17 protein-coding genes are annotated in these 19,286 nt (G+C 61.6%); 11 read left to right on the forward strand and 6 right to left on the reverse strand.

The window, feature by feature from the left end; genetic code table 11:
- Positions 1 to 43: 43 nt before the first annotated feature.
- The 4 genes from hslU to argS all read right to left on the reverse strand — a co-directional run bounded on the left by hslU (position 44) and on the right by argS (position 4,636).
- Entirely contained in the window at positions 44 to 1,381 is a 1,338-nt protein-coding gene (gene hslU, locus AB4N53_RS21830) for an ATP-dependent protease ATPase subunit HslU (RefSeq protein ID WP_016772060.1), read from the reverse strand.
- 55 nt (positions 1,382 to 1,436) lie between these two features.
- A complete protein-coding gene (gene hslV, locus AB4N53_RS21835) occupies positions 1,437 to 1,967 on the reverse strand; it encodes an ATP-dependent protease subunit HslV (protein WP_007968352.1) in 531 nt (176 codons plus the stop codon).
- Positions 1,968 to 2,187: 220 nt separating this feature from the next.
- Positions 2,188 to 2,898 carry an SPOR domain-containing protein gene (locus AB4N53_RS21840; RefSeq protein WP_460139004.1) on the reverse strand — a complete coding sequence of 237 codons (711 nt, stop codon included), beginning with the start codon at positions 2,896 to 2,898 and terminating at the stop codon, positions 2,188 to 2,190.
- 1 nt (position 2,899) lies between these two features.
- Positions 2,900 to 4,636 (reverse strand): arginine--tRNA ligase, encoded by a 1,737-nt coding sequence (gene argS / locus AB4N53_RS21845; protein WP_041477563.1) that lies wholly within the window; start codon positions 4,634 to 4,636, stop codon positions 2,900 to 2,902.
- On the opposite strand from argS, the gene AB4N53_RS21850 reads away from it, so the two are divergent.
- A complete protein-coding gene (locus tag AB4N53_RS21850) occupies positions 4,635 to 4,757 on the forward strand; it encodes a hypothetical protein (RefSeq protein WP_256674698.1) in 123 nt (40 codons plus the stop codon). The two genes, argS and AB4N53_RS21850, sit on opposite strands and share 2 nt — an antisense overlap.
- A 90-nt stretch (positions 4,758 to 4,847) precedes the next feature.
- Here AB4N53_RS21850 and AB4N53_RS21855 read toward each other — a convergent pair whose 3' ends face one another.
- A complete protein-coding gene (locus AB4N53_RS21855; RefSeq protein WP_460123163.1) occupies positions 4,848 to 7,067 on the reverse strand; it encodes a primosomal protein N' in 2,220 nt (739 codons plus the stop codon).
- A 284-nt stretch (positions 7,068 to 7,351) separates the two neighbouring features.
- Here AB4N53_RS21855 and rpmE point away from each other — a divergent pair, with 284 nt between their 5' ends.
- The 3 genes from rpmE (at position 7,352) to AB4N53_RS21870 (ending at position 9,850) form a co-directional block, all read left to right on the forward strand.
- Entirely contained in the window at positions 7,352 to 7,573 is a 222-nt protein-coding gene (rpmE, locus tag AB4N53_RS21860) for a 50S ribosomal protein L31 (RefSeq protein WP_041477565.1), read from the forward strand.
- A gap of 41 nt (positions 7,574 to 7,614) precedes the next feature.
- Entirely contained in the window at positions 7,615 to 8,397 is a 783-nt protein-coding gene (locus AB4N53_RS21865) for a thermonuclease family protein (protein WP_460125221.1), read from the forward strand.
- Between the two features lie 184 nt (positions 8,398 to 8,581).
- Positions 8,582 to 9,850 (forward strand): malic enzyme-like NAD(P)-binding protein, encoded by a 1,269-nt coding sequence (locus AB4N53_RS21870; RefSeq protein WP_016772053.1) that lies wholly within the window; start codon positions 8,582 to 8,584, stop codon positions 9,848 to 9,850.
- A 128-nt stretch (positions 9,851 to 9,978) separates the two neighbouring features.
- On the opposite strand, the gene AB4N53_RS21875 is transcribed toward AB4N53_RS21870, so the two are convergent.
- The gene (locus AB4N53_RS21875; protein WP_460125224.1) at positions 9,979 to 12,423 is read right to left on the reverse strand and encodes a penicillin-binding protein 1A; all 2,445 of its coding nucleotides are present in this window, start codon (positions 12,421 to 12,423) and stop codon (positions 9,979 to 9,981) included.
- A 219-nt stretch (positions 12,424 to 12,642) separates the two neighbouring features.
- Between AB4N53_RS21875 and AB4N53_RS21880 the strand changes: the two genes are divergently transcribed.
- The 7 genes from AB4N53_RS21880 to aroB all read left to right on the forward strand — a co-directional run bounded on the left by AB4N53_RS21880 (position 12,643) and on the right by aroB (position 19,283).
- Positions 12,643 to 13,707 (forward strand): pilus assembly protein PilM, encoded by a 1,065-nt coding sequence (locus AB4N53_RS21880; RefSeq protein WP_460123166.1) that lies wholly within the window; start codon positions 12,643 to 12,645, stop codon positions 13,705 to 13,707.
- Entirely contained in the window at positions 13,707 to 14,273 is a 567-nt protein-coding gene (locus tag AB4N53_RS21885) for a PilN domain-containing protein (RefSeq protein ID WP_056787334.1), read from the forward strand. The genes AB4N53_RS21880 and AB4N53_RS21885 overlap by 1 nt, the downstream gene beginning before the upstream one ends.
- Positions 14,270 to 14,893, forward strand: a complete 624-nt coding sequence (pilO, locus tag AB4N53_RS21890) for a type 4a pilus biogenesis protein PilO (protein WP_071174143.1) — start codon at positions 14,270 to 14,272, stop codon at positions 14,891 to 14,893. Before AB4N53_RS21885 ends, pilO begins: the two co-directional genes overlap by 4 nt.
- The gene (locus tag AB4N53_RS21895) at positions 14,890 to 15,414 is read left to right on the forward strand and encodes a pilus assembly protein PilP (protein ID WP_041477571.1); all 525 of its coding nucleotides are present in this window, start codon (positions 14,890 to 14,892) and stop codon (positions 15,412 to 15,414) included. Before pilO ends, AB4N53_RS21895 begins: the two co-directional genes overlap by 4 nt.
- 13 nt (positions 15,415 to 15,427) lie before the next feature.
- Positions 15,428 to 17,506: a type IV pilus secretin PilQ gene (pilQ, locus tag AB4N53_RS21900; protein WP_460123170.1), complete on the forward strand. Its 2,079-nt coding sequence runs from the start codon at positions 15,428 to 15,430 to the stop codon at positions 17,504 to 17,506.
- Positions 17,507 to 17,510: 4 nt separating this feature from the next.
- Complete coding sequence (aroK, locus tag AB4N53_RS21905) at positions 17,511 to 18,029, forward strand: shikimate kinase AroK (RefSeq protein WP_024011270.1); 519 nt, start codon at positions 17,511 to 17,513, stop codon at positions 18,027 to 18,029.
- A gap of 153 nt (positions 18,030 to 18,182) precedes the next feature.
- Positions 18,183 to 19,283 (forward strand): 3-dehydroquinate synthase, encoded by a 1,101-nt coding sequence (gene aroB, locus AB4N53_RS21910; RefSeq protein WP_041477573.1) that lies wholly within the window; start codon positions 18,183 to 18,185, stop codon positions 19,281 to 19,283.
- Positions 19,284 to 19,286: the final 3 nt, after the last annotated feature.

Below are 19,286 nucleotides of genomic sequence, written 5' to 3' on the forward strand. Positions count from 1 at the left end.
AAGCTTAACTCAGCTTGCCGCTTGTAGCTTGTAGCTTGCCGCTCTACAGAATGTAGCGGGACAGATCTTCGTTCTGCGCCAATTCGCCGAGGTGGCTGTTGACGTAGTCGGCGTCGATCAGAATCGCCTTGTCATCGTGGGCGCTGGCCAGGTCGCCGGCGCTGAACGACACCTCTTCGAGCAGGCGCTCAAGCAGAGTATGCAGGCGACGGGCGCCGATGTTCTCGGTTTTCTCGTTGACCTGCCAGGCGATCTCCGCCAGACGCTTGATGCCCTCGGGCTGGAACTGGATGTTCAGGCCTTCGGTCTTCAGCAGCGCGCAATATTGCTCGGTGAGCGAAGCATGCGGTTCGCTGAGGATGCGCTCGAAGTCTTCCGGGCTCAGCGCCTTGAGTTCTACGCGGATCGGCAGACGGCCTTGCAGCTCCGGCACCAGATCGCTCGGCTTGCTCAGGTGGAAGGCGCCGGATGCGATGAACAGGATGTGGTCGGTCTTGACCATGCCCAGCTTGGTGTTGACGGTGCAGCCTTCGATCAGCGGCAGCAGGTCGCGCTGTACGCCTTCACGGGAGACATCGGCGCCGCCGACATTGCCGCGCTTGGCGACCTTGTCGATTTCGTCGATGAAGACGATGCCGTGCTGCTCGACCGCTTCCAGCGCCTTTGCCTTCAGCTCTTCTTCGTTGACCAGACGCCCGGCTTCTTCATCACGCACCAGTTTCAGCGCTTCCTTGACCTTGAGCTTGCGCGACTTCTTCTTGCCCTTGCCCATGTTGGCAAACAGCGATTGCAGCTGGTTGGTCATCTCTTCCATGCCCGGCGGCGTGGCAATCTCGATGCCGGAGACTTCGGCGACTTCGATCTCGATTTCCTTGTCGTCCAACTGACCTTCGCGCAGGCGCTTGCGGAACAGCTGACGAGTATTGGAATCGGAGCTCGGCGCTTCTTCGTTGCTGAAGCCCATGCGTGCCGGCGGCAGCAACGCGTCGAGGATGCGGTCCTCGGCAGCGTCTTCGGCGCGGTGGCGTACGCGGGTCATTTCCTGCTCGCGGAGCATCTTGATCGCGGCGTCGGCGAGATCACGAATGATCGACTCGACGTCACGACCGACATAACCGACTTCGGTGAATTTGGTCGCTTCGACCTTGATGAACGGCGCATTGGCCAGTTTCGCCAGACGACGGGCGATCTCGGTTTTGCCGACACCGGTCGGGCCGATCATCAGGATATTCTTCGGGGTCACCTCAACGCGCAGCTCTTCAGGCAGCTGCATGCGGCGCCAGCGGTTGCGCAGGGCAATCGCGACGGCGCGCTTGGCATCGTCCTGGCCGATGATATGGCGGTTGAGTTCGTGGACGATTTCGCGGGGAGTCATGGACATAATAATTGACGGTCCTCAAGCAGAAACAAGCCGTGGCACGCGGGCCGCAACAGGCTTATTCAGCGAGATCCTGCTCCTCAATGGTCTGGGTGTGGTTGGTGAATACGCAGATGTCGCCGGCGATGCCGAGAGCGGTTTCGACGATCTCGCGCGCCGACAGGTCGGTCTTTTTCAGCAGGGCGCTGGCGGCGGCTTGCGCGTAGGCGCCGCCGGAACCCATGGCAATCAGGCCATCTTCGGGTTCAACCACGTCACCGTTGCCGGTGATGATCAGCGAGGCATCCTTGTTGGCAACCGCGAGCATCGCTTCGAGGCGGCTCAGGGAACGGTCGGTGCGCCATTCTTTGGCGAGTTCGACGGCGGCGCGGATCAGGTGGCCCTGATGTTTTTCGAGCTGGCCTTCGAAACGTTCGAACAGGGTGAAGGCGTCGGCGGTGGCACCGGCGAAACCGGCGATGACCTGGCCGTGGTACAGGCGACGAACCTTTTTGGCGTTGCCTTTCATCACGGTGTTGCCGAGAGAAACCTGGCCGTCGCCGCCCATGACGACTTTGCCGTGGCGGCGGACTGAAACGATGGTGGTCAAGGGAAGAGTCTCCACGCAGCGGGGCGAAAATGCCTTATGCCCATTCATATGGGGGTGCCGGGGAGGATTTCAACCGGGGAGGGTGCGGAGGGACGAACGGCGACCTCCTGTAGGAGCTGCCGAAGGCTGCGATCTTTTGATCTTGATCTGAAACAAAATCAAAAGATCGCAGCCTTCGGCAGCTCCTACAGGGGATTTGTGGCGCCCGTGTGGGAGGGAATCAGCGGCTTTGGCGTTGTTGTAACAGCAGGTTGCTGAAGCCGGCGCCAGCCAGTTGTTTCTGCGCAGTGGTCAGTTGTTCACGGTTGCTGAACGGGCCGACCAGCACGCGATACCAGGTTTCATCCTTGACCGTGCCGGACTCCACCGCCACGGCTTGGCCGAGCAGAATGATCTGCGCACGTACCTTGTCAGCATCGGTTTCCTTGCGGAACGAACCGGCCTGCAAGAAGAACTTGGTCACTGGCGCGGCCTTGCTCACCGGTGGTGCTGGCGGCGGCGTAATCCCGGCCAGGGCCGCCTGCGCCCGCGCCGTGTCGATCTTCGCCGCTTCGGCCGGGGTCACCGGCGTGGTCGGGATGGCCGGCACTTGCGGCGTCGGCAAAGTCTTCTCCGGCACCGCGTCCGGCGGCACGATCACTTCCGATTCCGGCAGCAAGGTGTAGAAGTCGTACTTCGGTTTCACCGGTTGCGTCGGGCTCGGCGGGCTCTTGTTCGCCTCAGCGATCTTCGACGCTTTCTGCTGCTGTTCGACCTTCTCGCGCTTGACCGTGTCGCTGCCCTTGCCCGGTTCCAGTTTCATCAGAAACACGATGAAGGCGCCGACGGTCAGGCCGATGGCCATCCACAGCCAGCCCGGAATCGGTTGCTTCGCCGGGGCCTGATAGCGGCTGGCGCCGCGCTTGGGTGCAGGTTTTTTCTTGGCAGCCAACTTACATACGCTCCAGAGTTTCCAGACCCAACAGCTCCAGGCCTTGCTTGAGGGTGCGACCGGTCAGTGCGGCCAGACGCAGACGACTCTGCATCTGCGCCGGGGTGTCGGCGGCGAGGATCGGGCAGTTTTCGTAGAAGCTGGAAAACAGGCCGGCGACGTCGTACAGGTAGGTGCAGAGAATGTGCGGCGTGCCTTTTTCAGCGACGTTGTTCAGCACTTCGCCGAACTGCGCCAGTTTCGCCGCCAGCTCTTGCTCGTGCGCCGCTTCGAGGACGATCTGGCCGTCGACTTCGCTGAAGTCCTTGCCCAGTTTGCGGAACACACCGGCCACGCGGGTGTAGGCGTACAGCAGGTATGGCGCGGTGTTGCCTTCAAAGTTGAGCATCAGGTCGAAGTTGAAGCTGTAGTCGCTGGTGCGATGCTTGGACAGGTCGGCGTATTTCACCGCGCCGATGCCGACGACCTTGGCGATGTTGCGTAACTCGTCTTCGGCCAGGGTCGGGTTCTTCTCTTTCACCAGGTTGTAGGCGCGTTCCTGGGCTTCAGTGAGCAGATCGATCAGCTTCACGGTGCCGCCGTCACGGGTCTTGAATGGACGGCCATCGGCGCCGTTCATGGTGCCGAAACCCATGTGCTCCATTTCCATCGGATGGGTGACGAAACCGGCCTTGCGCGCCACGGCGAACACTTGCTGGAAGTGCAGGGCCTGACGCTGATCGACGAAGTACAGCGCACGATCAGCCTTGAGCTTGCCGCTGCGGTAGCGCACGGCGGCGAGGTCAGTGGTGGCGTACAGGTAGCCGCCGTCAGCCTTGACGATGATCACCGGCAGCGGGTCGCCATCGGCGTTCTTGAACTCGTCGAGGAACACGCACTGGGCGCCGTTGCTCTCGACCAGCATGCCCGCTGCTTTCAGGTCGTTGACCACATTGATCAGATCGTCGTTATAGGCACTTTCGCCCATTACGTCGGCCATGGTCAGTTTGACGTTGAGCAGTTCGTAGATCTTCTGGCAGTGCGACAGCGAGATGTCCTTGAACTTGGTCCACAGTGCCAGGCATTCGGCATCGCCAGCCTGCAACTTGACCACCAGGCCACGGGCGCGGTCGGCAAATTCTTCGGACTCGTCGAAACGCTGCTTGGCCGCACGGTAGAAGTTTTCCAGATCGGACAATTCGTCGCTGGTGATCGGGTTTTCCTGCAGGTACGCCATCAACATGCCGAACTGGGTGCCCCAGTCGCCGACGTGGTTCTGGCGGATCACTTCGTCGCCGAGGAACTCAAGCACGCGGGCCACGCCGTCGCCGATGATGGTCGAGCGCAAGTGGCCGACGTGCATCTCCTTGGCCAGGTTCGGCGCCGACAGGTCAACCACGGTGCGTTGCGCCGGGCCGGCCTTGCGCACGCCGACATGGGCGTCGGCCAGCGCGGCGTCGAGGCGCGAGGCCAGTGCCTGGGTGTTCTGGAAGAAATTGATGAAGCCCGGGCCGGCGATTTCGGCCTTGGTGACGTTCTCGTCAGCGGGCAGTGCGGCGATGATTTTCTCCGCCAGATCGCGCGGCTTCATGCCGGCAGGTTTGGCCAGCATCATGGCGATGTTGCTGGCGAAGTCGCCGTGGGTCTTGTCGCGGGCGTTCTCCACCTGGATCGCCGGCGTCAGGCCTTCAGGCAACACACCTTCGTTGACGAGTTGGGTGAGGGCTTGCTGGATCAGCTGGCGAATGGTGTCTTTCATGGTCTTCTCTTTCGACCGCAAGCGCGGCGGGCGCATCGATGCGCGGGTGGAAAAACTGGGCATTATCCGTTGCGAAGACGGGCTTGCCAACCTTAGCAGGCAGCTTATGGATTTGTGGTGAAAATTCGACCGTTATCGCTGGCAAGCCAGCTCCCACAAGAGCGGCGCAGTCCCTGTGGGAGCTGGCTTGCCAGCGATAGCAATCGATTAATCAGTACAAGTCGACGGGATCAACATCCAGCGACCAGCGCACCGCCCGCCCGCTCGGCATCTGCTCCAGCACCAGCATCCAGCTCGCCAGCAAGCGGTGCAGCGGTGCCCGCGCGGTCGCCTGTAACAACAGTTGGGCGCGATAACGCCCGGCACGGCGCTCCATCGGTGCCGGCACCGGCCCGAGCAATTCGATGCCGCTCAGATTCAACTCGGCCAGCAGGCGTTCGGCTTCGCTGCACGCTTCATCGAGAAAACCTTCCGCCTGCCCCGGCTTGTGCGCTTCGGCGCGCAGCAGCGCCAGATGGGCAAACGGCGGCAGCCCGGCCGCGCGGCGCTCGCTCAAGGCTTGTTCGGCGAAGGCGAAATAACCCTGCTCGGTCAGTTGCACCAATAAAGGATGGTCGGCCAAATGCGTCTGGATGATCACCTTGCCCGGCTCTTCAGCCCGTCCGGCACGCCCGGCGACCTGGACGATCAACTGCGCCATGCGCTCGCTGGCGCGGAAGTCGCCGGAAAACAGGCCACCGTCGGCATCCAGAATCGATACCAGCGTCACCCGGGGGAAATGGTGCCCTTTGGCCAACATCTGCGTGCCGACCAGAATGCACGGCTGACCCTTTTGAATCGTCGCAAACAGCTGATTCATTGCGTCCTTGCGCGAGGTGCTGTCGCGATCGACGCGCAGTACCGGGTAATCCGGGAACAGAATCGCCAGGCGTTCTTCGGCGCGTTCGGTGCCGGCGCCGACGGGGCGCAGATCGACCTTGCTGCACTTCGGGCACTGGCGCGGCGTGCGCTCGACGTTGCCGCAATGGTGGCAACGCAATTCGCCGTAACGTTGATGCACGGTCATGCGCGCATCGCAGCGCGAACACTCGGACATCCAGCCGCAATCGTGACAGAGCAGGGTCGGGGCAAAGCCGCGACGATTGAGGAACACCAGCACCTGCTGGCCGTTGGCGAGGGTCTGGCCGATGGCTTGCTGCATCGGTCCGGAAATACCGCTGTCGAGCGGCCGGCTTTTCACGTCCAGCCGCAGGAAGCGCGGTTGCTTGGCGCCGCCGGCGCGTTCGTTCAGGCGCAACAGGCCATAGCGACCGGTGTAAGCGTTATGCAGACTTTCCAGCGACGGCGTGGCGGAGCCGAGCACGATCGGGATGTTTTCCTGCCGTGCGCGTACCAGCGCCAGATCGCGAGCGTGGTAGCGCAGACCTTCCTGCTGTTTATAGGAGCCGTCGTGCTCTTCATCGATGATGATCAGCCCGGGATTTTTCATCGGCGTGAACAGCGCCGAACGGGTGCCGATAATAATGTCGGCCTCGCCATCACGGGCGGCGAGCCACGCGTCGAGGCGTTCGCGATCGTTCACTGCCGAATGCAGCAGGGCGATACGCGCATTGAAGCGCTGTTCGAAACGCGCCAGGGTTTGCGGGCCGAGGTTGATTTCCGGAATCAGCACCAGGGCCTGTTTGCCGGCCTCGAGGGTTTCGCGGATCAGCTGCAGATAGACTTCGGTCTTGCCGCTGCCGGTGACGCCGGCCAACAGAAACGCGTGATAACTGTCGAAACCGGCGCGAATCGCTTCATACGCCGCGCGTTGTTCGCTGTTGAGCGGCAGCTCCGGTTGCGCCAGCCAGTGCTCATGGCGAACGCCGGGGGCGTGGCGGCGGATCTCGACCTGCACCAGCCCTTTGGCCAGCAGCAGATCGAGGCTGTCCTTGCTCAGCATCAGTTTGCTCAGCAACTGATGCGCCACGCCGTGGGGATGCTGGGCCAGCGTGGTCAGCGCCTCGCGCTGGCGTGGCGCACGGGCGACCCGAGGGTCGTCGACGCTGGCGCCCGGGGCAATCGACCAAAAGCGCTCCTGTCTGGCCTCGGCCAGCTCGCCCTGGCGCAGCAGCACCGGCAGGGCCCAGTTCAAGGTGTCGCCGAGGCTGTGCTGGTAGTACTGCGCCGTCCACAGGCACAGCTTGAACAGCGCTGGCGGCAGCGGTGAAGTCGAGTCGAGGAGGGCCAGTGCCGGTTTGAGTTTTTCTGCCGGCACCTCGCTGGTGTCGGTGACCTCGACCAGAATCCCGATCATCTCGCGCCGACCGAACGGCACCCGCAAGCGCATGCCCGGCTGCAATTGCTCACGCCGCACCCCGGCCGGCGCCCGGTAATCGAACAGGCGGCGCAGAGGCGAAGGCAGGGCAAGGCGCAAAATGGCGTCGGGCACGCGGGGGGATCTCGATACGCAAAATGATCGGATATGCATGACCTGTGGGAGCGAGCCTGCTCGCGAAGGCGGTGGGTCAGGCAACACATGTGTCGACTGCCATGGCGCCTTCGCGAGCAGGCTCGCTCCCACAGGGAAGTGCGTTCAAGGCCGGGAGCCTAGCAGACGGTCGGTCTCGGTGACAGCTTGCGCGATTGAAAAGGTCTGGTAGAATCCGCGGCCTAATTACGTGCGGTATTCAACAATAGTGTTGGGTGGCGGCACGCTAGCCTGAGGAAGACACCATGAAAGCCGATATCCATCCGAACTACCCGGAAATTGCTGTTACCTGCAGCTGCGGTAACAAGTTCGAAACTCGTTCGACCTACGGCAAAGCCCTGGCGATCGACGTTTGCAACGAATGCCACCCGTTCTACACCGGTAAGCAGAAGACTCTGGACACCGGCGGCCGTGTGCAGAAGTTCGCAGACCGTTTCGCTACTTTCGGCGTCGGCAAAAAAGCCTGAGGCTGATCATTTTGGATGGTCGTTTCGACTTCTCCAGACTGATGAAAAAGGCGTCCCTTGCGGGCGCCTTTTTTGTGTCTGCGATTTGGCTGTCCGCCGCCCAGGCGTTCTGCCCGACACCCGCAGGGCTGACCAGCGTCAGCGTGCAGCGGGTGGTCGATGGCGACACCCTGCGCCTGAGCGACGGGCGCAATGTGCGCATGATCGGCCTCAATACGCCGGAGCTGGGCAAGCAGGGCCGCAGCGACGAACCCTTCGCCGTGGCGGCGCGTAAACGCCTGCAAGCGCTGGTGGATGAGAGCGGCGGCCGGGTCGGCTTGCGGCCCGGCAAGCAGGCGAAAGACCATTACGGGCGTACGCTCGCGCATGTTTACAGCGCCAGCGGAGTGAATCTCGAAGCGCAAATGCTTGCCGATGGCCTGGGTTTTCACGTTGCGGTCGCGCCGAATGTCGACCTGGTCCCCTGCCAGCAGGCCGCCGAACGCAGCGCGCGACAGGCCGGGCTTGGTCTCTGGCGGCAATCGCCGGTGCAGAAAGCGCAGGAGATCCAGCGTTCAGGCTTTGCCGTAGTCAGCGGTCGGGTGAGCAAGGTGCAGCGCAATCGCGGCGGAATCTGGATCGAGTTGCAGGACAGGGTTGTATTGCGGGTTGCACCCAATCTGCTCGGACGATTTGACAGTGCTGGTCTGGAAGCACTGAAAGGCAGGCAGATCGAGGCGCGTGGCTGGGTGGTTGACCGAACCCGGCGCGGTGGATTGCAAAAAGGTCAGGCGCGCTGGTTGTTGCCGTTGACCGATCCTTCGATGCTGCACGTACCGCATTGAAGAAAAATTGTAGACATTTTTACAGCTGATTGTGAACAGTCCAGCCCTTGTGCGCCGTGGCTCTTGGCCCAAAGTCGTAGGGCAGGGCGCTTGACAGCGGTGACTGCCCAGTCTTGTGGGGACTTTGCGAGGCGCGTATCCTCGCTGACCAGTCTGTCCAACAGTAAAAAAGCGGAATGCCAAAATGTCTGATCTGAAAACTGCCGCTCTCGAATACCACGCCAATCCTCGTCCGGGGAAGCTGAGTGTCGAGCTCACCAAGGCCACTGCTACCGCCCGCGACCTGTCGCTGGCCTACAGCCCCGGCGTAGCTGAACCAGTACGCGAGATCGCTCGCGATCCTGAACTGGCCTACAAATACACCGGCAAGGGCAACCTGGTGGCAGTCATTTCCGATGGCACCGCGATTCTGGGCCTGGGCAACCTCGGCCCGTTGGCTTCCAAGCCTGTGATGGAAGGCAAGGGCGTGCTGTTCAAGCGCTTCGCCGGCATCGACGTATTCGACATCGAAGTCGACTCGGAAAGCCCGCAAGCCTTCATCGACACCGTCAAGCGCATCTCCATCACCTTCGGTGGCATCAACCTGGAAGACATCAAGGCGCCAGAGTGCTTTGAGATCGAACGCGCTCTGATCGAGCAGTGCGACATTCCGGTGTTCCACGATGACCAGCACGGCACCGCGATCGTGACCGCTGCCGGCATGATCAACGCCCTGGAAATCGCTGGCAAAACCCTGCCGGAAGCAAAAATCGTCTGCCTCGGCGCCGGCGCTGCCGCCATCTCCTGCATGAAACTGCTGGTGAGCATGGGCGCTCGCATCGAAAACATCTTCATGGTTGACCGTACCGGCGTGATCCACTCCGGCCGTGACGACCTGAACCAGTACAAAGCCGTGTTCGCCCACGCTACCGAGAAGCGCACCCTGGCAGACGCACTGGCAGGCGCTGACGTATTCGTCGGTCTGTCCGGTCCGAACCTGCTGAGCGCCGAAGGCCTGCTGTCGATGGCGGCCAACCCGATCGTGTTCGCCTGCTCCAACCCGGATCCGGAAATCTCCCCGGAACTGGCGCACGCCACCCGTAGCGATGTGATCATGGCAACCGGCCGTTCGGACTACCCGAATCAGGTCAACAACGTACTGGGCTTCCCGTTCATCTTCCGTGGTGCCCTGGACGTTCGCGCCAAGCGCATCAACGAAGAAATGAAAGTCGCCGCCGCCAACGCCCTGCGCGAACTGGCCAAACTGCCTGTTCCACAGGACGTGTGCGATGCCTACGGCGGTGCTCCGCTGGAGTTCGGCCGTGAGTACATCATTCCGAAGCCAATGGACAAGCGCCTGATCACCCTGATCTCCGACGCCGTGGCCAAGGCCGCGATCGAGACCGGCGTTGCTACTCTGCCGTATCCGAAGAACTACCCGCTGAAAAGCGTGGATGACGTGTTCAACGGTTAAAAGCAGCCGCCCATAAAAAAACCCAGCCTGGTGCTGGGTTTTTTTATGGGCTGCAAGCTGCAAGCTACAAGCGTGCATCGTTCGCGCTTTTGCTTGCCGCTTGTAGCTTGGCGCTTGCAGCTGCTCCCCTAGAACAGATCGATCGGCGCCTGCTCGTCTGCCGGCAGCGGGCTGCCTGGCACGGCGCCGTTGCCCAGCTCGTTCACCGAAGGCGGCGTGTCTTCAGCCTTGAACAGTTCGAAATACGCGCCCGGCGTGCTCGGCGTCGCGGCGCGGCCACTGACCGGATCCACCCGCAGGCTGAGCAGACCTTCTGGCTCAGGCTGCACATGCGGCGGCTTGTCTTTCAGCGCGGCGGACATGTAATTCATCCAGATCGGCAGCGCCACGGTGCCGCCGAACTCACGGCGGCCGAGGCTTTCCGGCTGGTCGAAACCGGTCCATACCGTGGTCACGTAGTCGGCGTTGTAGCCGGAGAACCAGGCATCTTTCGATTCGTTGGTGGTACCGGTCTTGCCGGCGATATCGCTGCGGCCCATGGCCAGTGCACGGCGGCCGGTGCCGAGTTTGATTACGTCCTGCAGCATGCTGTTGAGGATGTAGGTGGTACGCCCATCGACAATCCGCTCGGCCACGGCCGGCGCTTGCGGCACTGCCGGATTGGCCGACGCTTCACCGGCAACCGGAGCGGCATTGACCGTGAACGACTCGGTAGCCGGCGCAGCGATACCGTCGGTCGCCGCACCACCCTGTGGCACGGTCGGCGGGTTGGCGACGAACAAAGTGTCACCGTTACGGCTTTCGATCTTGTCGATGATATACGGAGTGATCTTGTAGCCACCGTTGGCAAAGGTGCTCCAGCCAGTGGCGATTTCCATCGGCGTCAGCGTTGCGGTGCCGAGTGCCAGCGACAGGTTCGGCGGCAGGTCCTGCTTGTTGAAGCCGAAGCGAGTGATGTAATCGATGGTCTTGCCCACGCCCATGGCCTGCAGCAGGCGGATCGACACCAGGTTGCGCGACTTGTACAGCGCTTCACGCAGGCGGATCGGGCCGAGGAAGGTGTTGGTGTCGTTCTTCGGTCGCCAGACCTTGTCCAGGTACTCGTCGACGAACACGATCGGCGCATCGTTGACCAGGCTTGCTGCGGTGTAGCCATTATCCAGCGCAGCGCTGTAAACGAATGGCTTGAAGCTCGAACCAGGCTGACGCTTGGCCTGCATGGCGCGGTTGTAGTTGCTCTGCTCGAAGGCGAAGCCACCCACCAGCGAACGGATCGCACCGTTCTGCGGATCCAGCGACACCAGTGCGCCCTGAGCCTGGGGAATCTGGCTGAATTTCAACGAATTGTCGGTCTGGCGTTGTACGCGGATCAGATCACCGACCTGCGCGACATCCGACGGCTGGCGCGGGTTGGCGCCCATGCTGTTGGTATTGAGGAACGGTCGCGCCCATTTCATCGTGTCCCAGGCAACGTGCTCTTCTCCGGTGCGGGTCAACACTTGCAGGCCGTTTTTATCGACTTGGGTAACGATCGCAGGTTCGAGGCTGCTGATGGTGCGCTGCTTGGTCAGCTCGCTGGCCCAGGCTTCGCGGGTCTTGCCCGGCAGGCGCGACTCGGGGCCACGGTAGCCGTGGCGCTGGTCGTAGGTCATCAAGCCTTCGTGCAGCGCGGTGTTGGCCATTTCCTGCAGATTGCTCGGCACTGTGGTGGTGACGCGGAAACCTTCGGTGTAGGCGTCGCTGCCATAACGACCGACCATTTCGGCACGGGCCATTTCGGCGATGTACGGTGCGTTCACTTCCGGGGTCGGTACGTGATAGCTGGCGTTCAGTGGCTCGTTGATCGCGGCGGTGTAGTCGGCTTCGCTGATCTTGCCCAGCTTGTACATGCGCCCGAGGATCCAGTCGCGGCGTTCTTTACTGCGCGCCGGGTTGGCCAGCGGGTTGAAACGCGACGGTGCTTTTGGCAGACCGGCGATCATCGCCATCTGCGCCAGGCTGATGTCACGGATCGATTTGCCGTAATACACCTGCGCCGCCGCCTCGATGCCGTAGGCGCGGTTGCCCAGGTAGATCTTGTTGACGTACAGCTCAAGGATCTCGTCCTTGGTCAGTTGTCGCTCGATCTGCAGGGCCAGAAGAATTTCGGTGGTTTTGCGCGAGAAGCTGCGCTCGCTGGTGAGGAAGAAGTTCTTCGCCACCTGCATGGTGATGGTGCTGCCGCCGGACTGAATATGTCCGCTCTTGACCAGTTGCGTCGCCGCGCGCATCAGGCTGCTCGGGTCGACGCCATAGTGGTTGGCGAAATTGTCGTCTTCAGCACTTAGTAACGCATTGATGAAGTTGGGCGGAATGTCGGCGAAACGAATCGGTGTACGGCGCATTTCGCCAAATTCTGCGATCAACTTGTTGTCGCTGCTGTAGACGCGCAGAGGAATCTGCAACTGAATGCTTCTCAGCGCCTCCACAGACGGCAAACCCGGACTAAGGTAAAGAAAGGCGCCGCTGAGACCTAAGAGCAGTCCGCAGAAAACGGCGACGATGGACCAACCGAAAAATTTCAGCAGACGAATCAAGGCTTTTGGACATCCAGGGCAAAGAATGAATTTGGCACGGGGCTGCGGTTACACACAGAGCCATCCGCGCTGGCAGTAAAAAGCGGAAAAAATCGCTGGGCATTATAAGCACTTTTCCGTCGGGGGCGTCATTGGCGCTTCTGTCAAGACGGGGGTGAAGGAACGCAATGCGTATTACAGAGTCCGTAACTCACGGAAAGTCATAGGGAATTGGTAGTGCTGGGACTCTTCAATAAAAAGACCAATCCGTTGCTGGGGATCGACATCAGCTCCACGTCGGTGAAGCTGCTGGAACTGAGCCGTCAGGGCGAGCGCTACCGGGTCGAGGCCTACGCGGTGGAGCCCTTGCCGGCGAATGCCGTGGTCGAAAAGAACATCGCCGACCTCGAAGGCGTCGGCCAGGCGCTGAGCCGGTTGCTGGTGAAAGCGCGAACCGGGGTCAAGAGCGTGGCGGTGGCAGTGGCCGGTTCTGCGGTGATCACCAAGGTCATCGAGATGGACGCCGGGCTGTCCGACGACGAACTGGAAAACCAGCTCAAGATCGAGGCCGACCAATACATTCCCTATCCGCTGGACGAAGTCGCCATCGATTTTGAAGTCCAGGGCGTCTCGCCGCGCAACCCGGATCGGGTCAACGTGCTGCTTGCCGCCTGTCGCAAGGAAAACGTCGAGGTGCGTGAAGCGGCGCTGGCGCTCGCCGGCCTGACCGCGCGGGTGGTGGACGTCGAGGCCTACGCCCTCGAGCGCTCGTTCGGTCTGCTGGCGACGCATCTGGCGGCCTCCCAGGAGCGCCTGACCGTGGCGGTGGTCGATATTGGCGCGACCATGACCACTCTCAGCGTCCTGCACAACGGCAAGATCATCTATACCCGAGAGCAATTGTTCGGCGGACGCCAGCTCACCGAGGAGATCCAGCGCCGCTACGGCCTCACGGTCGAACAGGCGGGCCTGGCGAAAAAACAGGGCGGGCTGCCTGACGATTACGTCAGCGAGGTTTTGCAGCCATTTCGCGAGGCACTGGTGCAGCAAGTCTCGCGTTCGCTGCAGTTCTTCTTCGCCTCCGGCCAGTACAACGCGGTCGACCATATCCTGTTGGCCGGCGGCACCGCCTCGGTGCCCGGCCTGGACCGTCTGATCGAACAGCGGCTGGACACGCCGACGCAGGTCGCCAACCCATTCGCCGACATGGCCTTGGGCAGTAAGGTCAACGCAGGAGCGCTGGCCAGCGACGCGCCAGCCTTGATGATTGCCTGCGGGCTCGCGCTCAGGAGTTTCGACTGATGGCGCGGATCAACCTTCTCCCCTGGCGCGAGGAACGCCGCGAAGAACGGCGCAAACGCTTTCTGCTGGTACTTATCGGCGTGCTGGCCGGCTCGATCGGCGCGGTGCTGATTGCCGACCAGATCATCACCGCAGCGATCGAGCGGCAGATGGCGCGCAACGATTACATCGGCAAACAGATTGCCGTGGTCGACGAACGCATCAAACAGATCAGCGAACTCAAGGCGCGCCGCCAGCAACTGGTCGAGCGCATGCGCATCATCCAGGACCTGCAGGGCAATCGGCAGATCAGCGGGCGGGTCTTCGACCAACTGGCGCGTACCCTGCCGGACGGCGTGTATTTCACCGATGTGAAAATGGCCGGCAAGACCCTGTCCATCAGTGGCGCGGCGGAGTCGAACAACCGGGTCTCCGAGCTGATGCGCAATCTCGACGCGTCCGACTGGTTCGACGCGCCAAGCCTGAATGAGGTCAAGGCCACCAGCGCCGATCAGGTCGAACAGGCCAACGTCTTCCAGCTGACCGTTCGTCAGACCCAGCCCAAGGTTGTGGAGGACGAGCAATGAACGCCTCCGAATGGCTGCAAAGCCTGCGCAATATCGATTTCAACGACCTCGACACCAGCAACATCGGCTCCTGGCCCCCGGCGGTAAAAACCCTGTGCGGTGCGCTGGTGATGGTGTTGATCCTCGCGCTTGGCTATTACTTCTTTATCAGCGATATGGAAAATCAGCTCGACCTCAAGCGCGAAGAAGAAATCACCCTTAAGGAGCAATTCGCCAGCAAGGCGCGGCTGTCGGCGAACCTTGAGCTCTATACCCAGCAAATGAAGGAAATGGAAAACACCTTTGGCGTGTTGCTGCGGCAATTGCCCAGCGACACCGAAGTGCCGGGACTGCTCGAAGACATCACCCGCACCGGTCTGGGCAGCGGCCTGGAATTCGAGGAAATCAAGCTGCTGCCGGAAGTGACCCAGCCGTTCTACATCGAGCTGCCGATCCAGATCACCGTGACAGGCGCCTATCACGACCTCGCGACCTTCGTCAGCGGCGTCGCCGGGCTGCCGCGAATTGTCACTCTGCACGATTTTGAACTGGCGCCGGCCAATCCCGAGGGCGGGACGAAGCTGCGCATGAGTATTCTTGCCAAGACGTACCGCTATAACGACAAGGGGCTGGAAAAATGACCCCGATTCGTTATCTCGTCCTGCCCATGATGCTGGCGTTAAGCGGCTGCGGTGGCGGCGATGACTTCAGCGACCTCGACGCGTACCTCAACGAAGTGCGCCTGCGTCCGGCGGGCAGGATTGAACCAACGCCGACATTCCGGTCTTACCCCACATTCACATACAGCGCCGCCAACCTGCGCAGTCCGTTCTCGCGGCAGGCGCGGGTCGATCTGGCCGGGCAGAAACACGGCTCGCGCAACGTCAAACCCGACCCTAACCGGGTCAAGCAATATCTTGAAGGATTCAATATCGAGCAGTTCGAAATGGTCGGCACGATCGCCAATGCCTCGGGCTCGTTTGCGCTGTTGCGCGGCGCAGGCGGGGTGCATCGCCTGAAAGTCGGCGACTACCTGGGCCGCAACGACGGCCGCATCGTCGCCATCAGCCCTACCCAGGTCGATGTCGTCGAGATCGTGCCCGACGGCGCCGGCGCCTGGCTGGAGCGGCCGCGCACCATTCCTTTGAAAGAGCACTCATAGTGGAAGTCGAATAATGAACAGGATTTTCTCCACCCTCGGTTTTTCGCTATGGATAGCGCTGGTGTCACCGATGGTAATGGCGGCCAGTCTGAAAGCGCTGGATGTCGCCGCGCTGCCGGGTGACCGCGTCGAATTGAAGCTGTCGTTCGACGGCCCGCCACCACAGCCCAAGGGCTACACAACCGAGTCACCGGCACGCATTGCACTGGATCTGCCGGGCGTGACCAGCCAGCTGACCAACAAGAATCTTGATCTGGGCAGCGGCAACGCGCGCACGGCCACGGTGGCCGAAGCCAAGGATCGCACGCGGCTGATTGTCAGCCTGACGCAGTTGGCGCCTTACAGCACGCGGGTCGAGGGCAATAATCTGTTTGTGGTGGTCGGTCAGGGCGCTTCCGCGACTGCGCCGCGCCCGGCCGTCGCTGCACCGCGTGCCGCCACGGCCGCCGCAGCACCGGCCAGACCGGCCGCGCAACGCAGCAGGGCGATTCGCGGCGTCGATTTCCAGCGCGGCACCGAGGGCGAGGGCAATGTGGTCATCGATCTCTCTGATCCGACCATCGCCCCGGATATCCAGGAGCACGACGGCAAGATCATCCTCAGCTTCGCCCGTACGCAACTGCCGGAAAAACTGCGCGTGCGCCTCGACGTCAAGGACTTCGCCACCCCGGTGCAGTTCGTCAACGCAGCGCTCACCGGCGATCGTACGGTGATCAGTGTCGAGCCCAGCGGCACCTTCGACTATTCCACATTCCAGACCGACAACAAGCTCACCGTGAGCGTTCGTCCGATGAGCATCGACGACCTGCAAAAGCGCAACGCCGACCGTCAGGCCTATGTCGGCGACAAGCTCTCGCTGAATTTTCAGGACATCGACGTGCGCTCGGTGCTGCAACTGATCGCGGACTTCACCAATCTCAATCTGGTGGCGAGCGATACGGTGCAGGGCGGTATCACCTTGCGCCTGCAAAACGTGCCGTGGGATCAGGCACTGGATCTGGTGCTGAAAACCAAGGGGCTGGACAAGCGCAAGATCGGCAACGTGCTGCTGGTCGCGCCGGCCGATGAAATTGCCGCTCGCGAGCGTCAGGAACTGGAATCGCAGAAGCAGATCGCCGAGTTGGCGCCCCTGCGTCGTGAGCTGCTGCAAGTCAATTACGCCAAGGCAGCGGACATCGCCAAGCTGTTCCAGTCGGTGACGAGCGCCGAGGCCAAGGTCGACGAGCGCGGTTCGATTACCGTCGATGAGCGAACCAACAACATCATTGCCTACCAGACCCAGGATCGCCTCGACGAACTCCGGCGGATCGTCGCCCAGCTGGATATTCCGGTGCGCCAGGTGATGATCGAGGCGCGCATCGTTGAGGCCAACGTCGATTACGACAAGAGCCTGGGCGTGCGCTGGGGCGGTTCGGTGCAGAACAAGGGCAACTGGAACGCCTCCGGGGTCAACGGTTCGTCGAGCACCATCGGTACGCCGGGCAGCTCCGGCACCAACTCGCCGTTCGTCGACATGGGCACGGTCAACAACACCTCGGGGATCGGCATCGCATTCATCACCGACAACGTGTTGCTGGATCTGGAACTGACGGCGATGGAAAAGACCGGCAACGGCGAAATCGTCTCGCAGCCGAAGGTGGTCACCTCGGACAAGGAAACCGCAAAAATCCTCAAAGGCACCGAGATTCCCTATCAGGAGGCCAGCTCCAGCGGCGCCACGTCGGTGTCGTTCAAGGAGGCCTCGCTGTCACTGGAAGTCACCCCGCAGATCACCCCGGACAACCGCATCATCATGGAGGTCAAGGTCACCAAGGATGAGCCGGATTACCTGAACAAAGTGCAGGATGTGCCGCCGATCAAGAAAAACGAGGTCAACGCCAAAGTGCTTGTAAATGACGGCGAGACCATCGTAATCGGCGGTGTTTTTTCAAATACTCAAAGCAAGGTCGTAGATAAGGTGCCATTTCTTGGCGATGTGCCGTATCTTGGCCGCCTTTTCCGGCGTGATGTGGTTTCGGAGAAAAAATCCGAGCTGCTGGTATTTCTCACTCCGCGTATCATGAATAACCAGGCGATTGCTGTGAGTCGTTGATTCTGTGCGAAATTTGATACTTGTAGGACCGATGGGTGCTGGCAAAAGCACCATCGGCCGATTGCTGGCCAAAGAGCTGCGCCTGCCGTTCAAGGATTCCGACAAGGAAATTGAGCTGCGCACGGGTGCCAATATCCCATGGATCTTCGACAAGGAAGGCGAGCCCGGCTTTCGTGACCGTGAGCAGGCGATGATCGCCGAGCTGTGCGCGTTCGATGGCGTGGTGCTGGCGACCGGCGGCGGTGCGGTGATGCGTGATGCCAATCGCAAGGCCCTGCATGAAGGCGGGCGCGTGGTGTATCTGCACGCCTCCGTCGAGCAGCAGGTCGGCCGCACCTCCCGTGATCGCAATCGGCCGCTGCTGCGTACCGCCGATCCGGCGAAAACCCTGCGCGACCTGCTCGAGATCCGTGACCCGCTTTATCGGGAAATTGCCGATCTGGTGGTGGAAACCGACGAGCGGCCGCCACGCATGGTGGTGCTCGACATTCTCGACCGCCTCGCGCAGTTGCCGCCCCGTTAAAGCATCGTCCGAAATGCGCTATCCTCGGCGTCCTGTCAGCGCCCGCCGAGGGTGTAACGGATGCCTGGGCGAGCGGCGTCATACCGCTACAGGCCGCAGAACACCAATAATTTCAGGGCAGGATGCCTGCTTCCATCTTCACTGTGGGGACACATGCAGACACTCAAGGTCGATCTAGGCGAGCGCAGCTACCCGATTCATATTGGCGAAGGTCTGTTGGATCAGCCGGAACTGCTGGCGCCGCATATCCACGGGCGGCAGGTGGCAATCATCTCCAACGAAACCGTCGCGCCGCTCTATCTCGAACGTCTGACCCGCAGCCTTGCGCAGTTTTCGGTTATCTCGGTGGTGTTGCCTGACGGCGAAGCCTTCAAGAACTGGGAAACCCTGCAACTGATTTTCGACGGTCTGCTGACCGCCCGTCATGACCGCCGCACCACCGTGATCGCCCTGGGCGGCGGGGTGATCGGCGACATGGCCGGTTTCGCTGCCGCTTGCTATCAGCGCGGTGTCGATTTCATCCAGATTCCTACCACGCTGCTGTCGCAGGTCGATTCGTCGGTCGGCGGCAAGACCGGCATCAACCATCCGCTGGGCAAGAACATGGTCGGCGCGTTCTATCAGCCGAACGTGGTGCTGATCGATACCGCATCGCTGAAAACCCTGCCGCAGCGCGAGCTGTCGGCGGGCCTGGCGGAAGTCATCAAGTACGGCCTGATCTGCGACGAACCATTCCTGACCTGGCTCGAAGAAAACGTCGACGCCCTGCGCGCGCTGGATCAAACCGCGCTGACCTATGCGATCGAGCGTTCCTGCGCGGCCAAGGCTGCGGTGGTCGGCGCCGATGAAAAGGAAACCGGCGTCCGCGCTACGCTCAACCTCGGCCACACCTTCGGCCACGCCATCGAAACCCACATGGGCTATGGTGTCTGGCTGCATGGCGAGGCGGTGGCGGCGGGCACGGTGATGGCGCTGGAAATGTCCGCGCGCCTGGGCTGGATCAGCGAACAGGAGCGTGATCGCGGCATTCGTCTGTTCCAGCGGGCCGGTCTGCCGGTCATTCCGCCTGAAGAGATGAGCGAAGCCGATTTTCTCCAACACATGGCAATTGATAAAAAAGTGATCGACGGTCGTCTGCGCCTGGTGCTGCTGCGCCGGATGGGCGAAGCGGTAGTGACCGACGATTATCCGAAAGAGGTTCTACAGGCCACGCTGGGAGCGGATTACCGCGCCCTGGCTCAGCTTAAAGGTTAAAAC

The organism is Pseudomonas sp. H3_E04 (assembly GCF_054668915.1).